This is a genomic window from Megasphaera sp. DISK 18 (assembly GCF_001682955.1).
In the GTDB taxonomy this organism is placed as follows: Bacteria; Bacillota; Negativicutes; order Veillonellales; family Megasphaeraceae; genus Megasphaera; species Megasphaera massiliensis.
Window position 1 is genome coordinate 23715 of record NZ_LUGJ01000020.1, and the last position, 6536, is coordinate 30250.

The 6536-nt window shown below is 51.6% G+C and carries 5 protein-coding genes and 1 other RNA gene; 1 reads left to right on the forward strand and 5 read right to left on the reverse strand.

What is annotated here, in order from left to right; all coding sequences use genetic code 11:
- Positions 1-93: 93 nt before the first annotated feature.
- The 5 genes from pgk to A0U42_RS04780 form a co-directional block, all read right to left on the reverse strand.
- Positions 94-1275 carry a phosphoglycerate kinase gene (gene pgk / locus A0U42_RS04760; RefSeq protein WP_044505121.1) on the reverse strand — a complete coding sequence of 394 codons (1182 nt, stop codon included), beginning with the start codon at positions 1273-1275 and terminating at the stop codon, positions 94-96.
- A 19-nt stretch (positions 1276-1294) separates the two neighbouring features.
- Complete coding sequence (locus A0U42_RS04765) at positions 1295-2317, reverse strand: sugar-binding transcriptional regulator (RefSeq protein WP_044505122.1); 1023 nt, start codon at positions 2315-2317, stop codon at positions 1295-1297.
- A 42-nt stretch (positions 2318-2359) separates the two neighbouring features.
- Positions 2360-3883: a 2,3-bisphosphoglycerate-independent phosphoglycerate mutase gene (gene gpmI, locus A0U42_RS04770; RefSeq protein WP_044505123.1), complete on the reverse strand. Its 1524-nt coding sequence runs from the start codon at positions 3881-3883 to the stop codon at positions 2360-2362.
- A 142-nt stretch (positions 3884-4025) separates the two neighbouring features.
- Entirely contained in the window at positions 4026-5054 is a 1029-nt protein-coding gene (gene gap, locus A0U42_RS04775; RefSeq protein ID WP_044505124.1) for a type I glyceraldehyde-3-phosphate dehydrogenase, read from the reverse strand.
- Between the two features lie 135 nt (positions 5055-5189).
- Positions 5190-5951, reverse strand: coding sequence for a YdcF family protein (locus tag A0U42_RS04780; RefSeq protein ID WP_065360079.1), 762 nt, complete (start codon positions 5949-5951; stop codon positions 5190-5192).
- A gap of 177 nt (positions 5952-6128) precedes the next feature.
- Here A0U42_RS04780 and ssrA point away from each other — a divergent pair.
- Positions 6129-6479, forward strand: a transfer-messenger RNA (tmRNA) gene (ssrA, locus tag A0U42_RS04785).
- The last annotated feature ends 57 nt before the right edge of the window (positions 6480-6536 follow it).

A 6536-nucleotide genomic window follows, 5' to 3' on the forward strand; every position in this document is an offset into this window, starting at 1 on the left:
GATCTGCCCGGTCCCTGTCTCTTCGGAGCAGTCCGTCATGACAGCGGGAATTCCGGGCATCCGGCGTATGTATATGAAATAGTATGAAACGACTTATTTATCGCTTAAAGCAACGACGCCCGGGAGCTGTTTGCCTTCGAGGTATTCGAGGGAAGCACCGCCGCCCGTCGAGATGTGGCTGATTTTGTCAGCCAGACCGGTTTTGTTGACTGCCGAAACGGAGTCACCGCCGCCGACGATGGAAACAGCGTCGGAATCAGCAACGGCCTTGGCAACGGCTTCCGTACCTTTGGCGTAGTTTTCCATTTCAAATACACCCATGGGACCATTCCAAACGATGAGTTTCATGGAAGCCAATTCTTTGGCAAAGAGTTCCTGCGTCTTGGTGCCGACGTCGAGGATCATCCAATCGGCCGGAACGGCATCGACAGCAACGACTTTGTGGTCGGCATCGTTTTTGAATTCAGCTGCGACCATGACGTCGACCGGCAGGAGCAGTTTCGTCCCCTGTTCTTTAGCCTGAGCGATGAGTTCTTTCGCCAAGTCGATTTTATCGGCTTCGACGAGAGATTTGCCGATGCCATAGCCCTGAGCAGCCAAGAAGGTGTTGGCCATGCCGCCGCCAATAATCATGAGATCGACTTTCGGCAGGAGGTTGGAAATAACTTCGATCTTATCGGATACCTTAGCACCGCCGATGATGGCTGCGAAAGGATGAGCCGGGTTATCGACAGCGCCGCCGATAAAGCGGATTTCTTTTTCGAGGAGGAAGCCCGAAGCCATGGGCAGGAACTGTGTGATGCCGGCTACGGAAGCGTGAGCACGATGGCAGCAGCCGAAAGCATCGTTGATGCCGACTTCAGCCAAGGAAGCGAGCTGACGAGCGAAGTCTTCGCCGTTCTTTTCTTCTTCTTTATGGAAGCGGAGGTTTTCCAAGAGGAGAACTTCGCCCGGTTTGAGCGCATCGGCCATGGCTTTCGTTTCAGCACCGACACAATCGGGAGCGAATTTGACGTCGACGCCGAGGAGTTCAGACAGGCGTTTTGCGACGGGTTTCAAAGAGTATTTTTCGACAACCTGTCCCTTCGGACGGCCGAGATGGCTGGACAAGATGACAGCCGCATTATGTTCGAGCAAGTATTTAATCGTCGGCAGCGTCTTCTGGATACGCGTATCGTCGGTGATGTTGCAGTTTTCGTCAAGAGGTACGTTAAAGTCTGCACGGACAAAAACGCGTTTGTTTTCGACATTGACGTCGGTGATTGTTTTTTTCATGAATAGGTTCCTCCTCTAATTAAAGCAGTTGTATGATTTTTTCAGCCGCCCCTTCATCGGTGACCAGCGTTCCCGTATGGCAGGCCCGCATGACGCCGACAATGGCTTCAGCTTTGCTGGCACCGCCGGCTACGGCGATGACGTGAGGGTGATATTTAATTTCTCGCAGGGAAATGCCGATATTATTCGTACCGTATAAGATCTTGCCGTCGAGGCCGCAGTAGCAGCCCAGCGATTCCCCACAGGCACCGAGGCTGTGCAGGGCATCGCGCTGGAGCGTCGTCATTCCCCTTTTTCGGGCCATGCGGTCGGCGCGGCCAATGCCGAAGATGACGACCTGCGCCCGGGCCGTCATGGCGACGTTTTCCTGGGTCTGGCGGTCGGCCTTCAGCATCATCTGCAAGGCAGAATCGCTGAGTCCTTCGGGAATATGAATCATACGGTATGAACTGTGTGTCTTGGCAGCGACATTGGCAGCAATATAGTTGGCCTGTACTTCGACGTGGTTCCCCATGCTGCCCCGAGCCGGCAAAATGGTGACATTTGCCAGGCATTCCGGCAGCATCCGGGCCACTTCAGCCATGGTCGATCCGCCGCTGATGGCGACGGTGTCGACGCTGCCAAAGAGATCGTTTAAGAGCAGGGCACCGCGGCGCCCTAATTCTTCCTTCGCCGTCTTATCACTGTCGCTGTCACCGGGAACGATGTAGACATTCTTCAGCCCCAGCTTCTGCCGGATTTGACGCTGGATATCATCGAGGTTATTGAGACGCAGAAAGCATTCCAAGAGATCCGGCATGAGCCGCTTTCCTTCCGGTTCCATGGCAATGCCCAGCGTCGTAAAGCGGACGATGCCGCTGCGGCGCAGAACGTCGACATGAGAGCGGACGACGCGTTCAGAAAGCCCGGAAAGTCCGGCTAAGGTCCGGCGTCCTACCGGTTCGGCATCGGCAATATGCCGCAATAGTAAATATCGTTCCTTAATGGTCCCCATAACATCGGGAGCTATTTTTTGAAAGATACTCAGCGTATCTTGTTCCATCTTACTCTCTCCCTTCGAAATGCGGCAGAACGACGGAGATCATCACTGATCGATCAGGCTTTTGCCTGTCATTTCACTGGGAATATCCATTCCGGCCAAGGTCAGCATCGTCGGAGCGACATCGGCTAAGATGCCGTCGTGGAGATGAACATTTTTGTGTTCTTCACTGACCAAGATGCACGGTACATGATTGGTCGTATGAGCCGTATAAGGGCTGCCCGTTTCGGGATCAGCCATTTTTTCAGCATTGCCGTGGTCCGCAATGATGAGCAGCTGTCCATCGACAGCATGGAGGGCTTCGACGATTTTGCCGACGCAGGTATCCACCGTTTCAACGGCTTTGACAGCCGCTTCAAAAACACCGGTGTGACCAACCATATCGGCGTTGGCGAAGTTGAGCATGATCATATCGTATTTATCGGCCTTGATCTGTTCGATGACTTTTTCCGTAACGATAGGAGCATTCATTTCCGGCTGCAGGTCATAGGTTGCAACCTTCGGGGACGGTACCAAGATACGGTCTTCGCCCTTGTTCGGTTCTTCTTCGCCGCCGTTAAAGAAATACGTGACGTGAGCGTATTTTTCCGTTTCTGCAATGCGAAGCTGGGTCTTGCCGGCTTTGGCCAGGACTTCACCCAAGGTATGGGGAATCCGTTCTTTGTCGTAGACGACATGGGCCGGAAGATCATCTTCGTAGCGGGTCATGGTCGCAAAGTATACGTCCAATTTTTTCGGACGCGGGAATTCTGCAAAGTCAGGAACGACGAAAGCCGTCGTCAGCTGACGAGCCCGGTCAGGGCGGAAATTGAAGAAGACGACGCTGTCCCCATCTTCAACGGGATGTTTACGGATGACCGTCGGGACGACGAATTCATCGGAAACGTCGGCTTCATAAGAATGTTTCAAGCACGTGGCTGCATCTGGTTCCTGCGGTCCTTCTGCCAAGGCTACGGCATCGTAAGCTTTTTCAACGCGTTCCCAGCGTTTATCGCGGTCCATGGCGTAATAACGACCGCTGATGGTGGCGATTTCGCCGACGCCGAGTTCGGCGCATTTATCTTCAAGTTCCTTCAAGAATTCGCCGGCACTGCGGGGCAGTACGTCGCGGCCGTCGAGGAAGGCATGGACATAGACTTTTTTCAAGCCAAAACGTTTGGCCATTTCAAGGAGGCCGAAGAGGTGCTGTTCACTGCTGTGAACGCCGCCGGGAGAGACGAGGCCCAATAAATGGAGGGCTGAATCGTTTTTCTTGGCGTTTTCCATGGCACCGACCAAGGCCGGTTTTTCAAAGAAGGGACCTTCTTTGATGTCTTTCGTGATTTTGGTTAAAGCTTGGTATACGATGCGGCCGGCACCGATATTGAGGTGGCCGACTTCGGAGTTGCCGATCTGGCCGTCCGGCAAGCCGACATCTTCACCAGAAGCACCGAGGAAGGAATGGGGATATTCTTCCCAAAGTTTCGGCAAAACCTTGAGGTTCGCCTGGGCTACGGCATTATCTTTTTGGATATCGCTGCAGCCAAAACCATCCATGATGATTAACATTACTGGTTTTTTGTTTGCCATTGTAGTGTTTTACTCCTTTTTGTAGTAAAGAAAAACAAAAGGGGCTGTCGCCGCAGCGACAGCCCCTTTCAGCGCTTTTCGATGTTTCAATCTGATTTGTAACGGGAGGCTGTTTACCCGTTGGGAAATGCGTCGCTACAAATTAGTGTTTGCTGTTGTAATCGTTCATTACGGCAATGAGGTTGAGGACCTTGTTGGAGTAACCGATTTCATTGTCGTACCAGGAAACAACTTTAACGAAAGTATCCGTAAGGGCGATACCTGCTTTAGCATCGAAGATAGAGGTAAGCGGGCAACCGAGGAAGTCGGAAGAAACGACGTCTTCTTCAGTGTAGCCGAGGATGCCTTTCAATTCGCCTTCGGAAGCTTTTTTCATAGCTGCGCAGATTTCATCGTACGTAGCCGGTTTTGCGAGGTTAACCGTGAGGTCTACGACAGAAACGTCGAGGGTCGGAACACGCATGGACATACCGGTCAATTTGCCATTCAATTCAGGAATGACTTTGCCTACAGCTTTAGCAGCACCCGTGCTGGACGGAATGATGTTGCCGGCAGCTGCACGGCCACCGCGCCAGTCTTTCATGGAAGGACCGTCAACGGTTTTCTGAGTAGCCGTCGTAGAGTGAACGGTCGTCATGAGGCCGTCTTTGATGCCGAAAGCATCGTTGAGGACTTTAGCGATCGGAGCCAGGCAGTTCGTCGTGCAAGATGCGTTGGAGACGATGGTCTGGCCTTTGTATGTGTCGGTGTTAACGCCGCAAACGAACATGTCTGCCTGGCGGCCGTCTTCACCCTGTTTGGAAGGAGCGGAGAGAACAACATATTTAGCACCTGCTGCCAAGTGTTTTTCAGCGAGGTCCATCGTGAGGAAACGACCAGTCGATTCAACGACATATTCAGCGCCGACTTCGTCCCATTTGAGGTTAGCCGGATCCATTTCAGCCGTTACGCGGATTTTTTTGCCGTTGACGATGAGCTGGCTATTTTTGGCGTCAACTTCAATCGTGCCATCGAAGCGACCATGCATGGTGTCGTATTTGAGCATGTATGCCAGGTATTCAACCGGGCCGAGGTCGTTGATGCCTACGATTTCAATATCATCGCGAGTCTGAGCTGCGCGGAAAACAAAACGACCAATACGACCGAAACCATTAATACCAACTTTAATCATTGTCGATACACTCCTTTTAAAAACGAAAATAACTTTTGTATATAATTCTAAGAACTTAAAGGCCTTGCTACTTACAATGTAAGTATGCCACATCGGGCCGAATTTTGCAATACCATGGACGCTTTACGTCCCAATTTATTGCATTCCCAAAGATGCAGCAGCGATGCCGACGTATTCCTTGATGGCCAGACAGGAATTGAGGAGATAGGCCGATTGCGGCACGACAGTATAGGGCGACCAAATAGGATGCATATTGCTGCGGTAGTCAGACGGATAGGGAATGAAGTCCATTCCTTCACGGCTGAAGAACCGGGCTGCCCGCGGCATATGGAAGGCGCTGGTCACGACGATGGGCTTCTTCCAGCCCTGCTGACGGCAAATTTCTTTAGAGAAAGCGGCGTTCTCCGCCGTATTTCGACTTTTATCGTCCATAAAAATTCGTGGTTCGGGAACGCCAAGGGACAGAAGCATCCGCTTTTCAATCTGAGATTCATTGGCCTCACCTTCGAGGACGGTTCCTCCGGACAAGAGGATGGGCAGATTCTTTGCTTTTTCCAAGCGAAGGGCCGTCAAGAATCGGTTGGCCGCCGCACTTCCGACCTGGCCCGTGCCGTCGACATCAGGGACACCGGCACGGGAGCCGCCGCCAAGTACGATGATGACGTCGCCGTCGAGAGCTTCCAGGGACGGTTGTTCATAGGCCATTTCCAAAGGTTGGATGAGGATGTCTGCAACAGGCTCCGTCGACAACAGGTAGAAGACGGCCGTAATGACCAGCATGGCCCACCAGCCGCTCGCCTTCTTTCGAAAGAGCCAGGCCGTCAAAATCATAAAGGCCAATACGATACTGCCTATGGGCAAAATCCAAGCGTAAATCCATTTAATAAGATACAACATGAAGTGACACCTTCTTACGACTCTGCTGCGAGTCTGTTCGATGAGAGGCACTATCAGAAAAAGGGAGATGCCCCATCGTCGCTACTATTATATCATAAGACCCGTTGAAGACCAGTTGGCAATTTGTAAAATATATGTTATACTTAATTTGAATCTCTATGGGGGTTCTCCATCCATGGGGATGTAAAGGTTTCGACGTGGATGGTTGTATCATGAATAGCGAGCCGGGGTTTCATCTGCCCGTAAATCGGTGAACCTTTTAAATTAAACGCAAAAGAAAACAATTTTGCTTTAGCTGCCTAAGGGCGGCTAACGTCTCTTGCTGCTAATCCTGCGGGCAGTTTGCAGACGTCACTTAGCGGGATACCACATGGTTTTGCCTGGCAGCCGTGTCGGGAAACTCACAGGCTGGAATCGTCTAGTTTGTCCTTGTACGAAAACGGTTTAAGATACTAACAAGGTCTGCGCTCGGAGAAGTTCATGGGGCAGCATTTACGGACAGGAGTTCGACTCTCCTCATCTCCACCAAATTCAAAGGACTATCGTCACTCGGTAGTCCTTTTTTATGGTTCTATAATAAATGTT

Coding starts and splice junctions, on each gene's coding strand:
- pgk (WP_044505121.1), bottom strand. CDS start 1,275: ATGAAAAAAACAATCACCGACGTCAATGTCGAAAACAAACGCGTTTTT.
- A0U42_RS04765 (WP_044505122.1), bottom strand. CDS start 2,317: ATGGAACAAGATACGCTGAGTATCTTTCAAAAAATAGCTCCCGATGTT.
- gpmI (WP_044505123.1), bottom strand. CDS start 3,883: ATGGCAAACAAAAAACCAGTAATGTTAATCATCATGGATGGTTTTGGC.
- gap (WP_044505124.1), bottom strand. CDS start 5,054: ATGATTAAAGTTGGTATTAATGGTTTCGGTCGTATTGGTCGTTTTGTT.
- A0U42_RS04780 (WP_065360079.1), bottom strand. CDS start 5,951: ATGTTGTATCTTATTAAATGGATTTACGCTTGGATTTTGCCCATAGGC.